Below are 1,634 nucleotides of genomic sequence, written 5' to 3' on the forward strand. Positions count from 1 at the left end.
CCACCAGGCCTGGTTATACAATAAGACAAAACTTTATCGGACAAACTCGATCAATTCTTTCAACAGTATCAACAGTCCGGCCAATACAAACAAAACAGGTGTAAATTTTATCAACTTGCCCCACACGTTAAGTTGTTCTAGGTGCGAGTGTTTAAAAAACCTTAAAAATTCAAAATACCGATAATACTTGTAATAAACAAAAGCATTGAGCTTGCAGCGAATATAAAAATAAAAACCGATGATATTCACCGCAACCAAGGTTAAGAAAATATCGATCTGCGAAAACTGATTTAAGTATTCCCCAACCTGATTAACCACTGTTTTATCATATAGATTAGCCGCAAGCAGGCTGGTTGAAATGAACAACCCGATAAAGGTGATGACAGCCGTTTGCAGTCCTTCTTTATAACGCGCCTTATGCATGCGTTTTTCGTGGTGCGCTTTGGCCGAAGAGATCACGTTTTCAGCAAGTTGCAAATGCTTTTTCAGAACCGGATCATCAAATAATATTGCAAAGGTCTGAAAATAGGCCTTAAAACCGTTCAACTCCTCAAGCAAGTTAGACACACGCAGCATGGATTCACAGTTTTTAGACTTTTTAATGTTACGCTCTGCCAGCTTTATGTAATCCAACAAGCCGCTGGATACTTGTGCGGCATCAAACTGCCCGACCACAATCGGCAACGCGATATCAATTTTTTGATGATGGTGAGCATCGCCATGCACAAGGGTTTTAATCAGGATGTAGAGTGTAGTACGAAGTTGATCAATGACGCCTGCGGTGAGCAAGTCATCATGGCTTGATAGCCGCAAGCCGTTGAATTCAATCACACCGCTATTCACTTCAATCACAAACTCGGCGTCCAACTCTAGGTTTTTGCCTGCCAGCGGATAGGAAACGTTTACACTGCCGTGAATTTGCTGACCCTGTTTTTGAAGCGCCACATCCGCGGTTGCATAATATTCACGCGAAGCCGATTTTTTTACAAAGTATTTTGCGAAAGGAAGGGTGTCAGAGAGATAATCAAGGTGAATGCGCTTGAAATGAATATGTTCCGTATTAACGATTTCAAACGAACCCGCCAAATCATCCGGCAAGCCGATATAACTAAATTCGATTTGCCCGCGATTAGTCGGAATCCAGCCAAACCAGGCCTGCGACAAATCCGACATGGTTATTTCAATAAGCCAATATCACACAACTTCGCTTGTTTAACAAAACGCAATTGATTATTCTGCTCGATCAACGCTAGACCCTTGGTATAAACGCGACCGCCCGAATGCCATGCCACATCCGCTTCGCAATCATTTTGCAAACAGCGTTTTGCTTCGCTTTCCATGCGTTTGTTAGCCTTCACCGACCACAAAAAGTTAGCCAACAACAAGCCAACAACAAGCAACACAACAGCGATAAAAAAAGACATTACAGCCTCCGGATAATTGAATATTTATCATTTTAAAAACGGCCAAGCAGTATAGCAACAAATGCGCCACGTTGCCACCACCAGGCCTGGTGGTTAAATATATTGATTTTTGTTATACCACGCGGATAACAAGTATATCCGATACAACAAGCGCGCGGATGCACCTGCGCCCCAGCCGGTGCCGTTCATGCGGTTTTTCATTCGGGTGAC

2 protein-coding genes are annotated in these 1,634 nt (G+C 43.0%); both read right to left on the reverse strand.

All coding sequences use genetic code 11. The annotated features are described in order from the left end of the window. Positions 1–33: 33 nt before the first annotated feature. The gene (locus IBX48_RS10495; protein WP_296834363.1) at positions 34–1,173 is read right to left on the reverse strand and encodes a hypothetical protein; all 1,140 of its coding nucleotides are present in this window, start codon (positions 1,171–1,173) and stop codon (positions 34–36) included. Between the two features lie 2 nt (positions 1,174–1,175). Further along, positions 1,176–1,424, reverse strand: a complete 249-nt coding sequence (locus IBX48_RS10500) for a hypothetical protein (protein WP_296834365.1) — start codon at positions 1,422–1,424, stop codon at positions 1,176–1,178. Positions 1,425–1,634: the final 210 nt, after the last annotated feature.

Source organism: Thiomicrospira sp., assembly GCF_014859555.1.
GTDB lineage: Bacteria > Pseudomonadota > Gammaproteobacteria > Thiomicrospirales > Thiomicrospiraceae > Thiomicrospira.

Excerpts from the sequence above, each read along its gene's own strand:
- IBX48_RS10495 (WP_296834363.1), bottom strand. The coding sequence starts at position 1,173 with ATGTCGGATTTGTCGCAGGCCTGGTTTGGCTGGATTCCGACTAATCGC.
- IBX48_RS10500 (WP_296834365.1), bottom strand. The coding sequence starts at position 1,424 with ATGTCTTTTTTTATCGCTGTTGTGTTGCTTGTTGTTGGCTTGTTGTTG.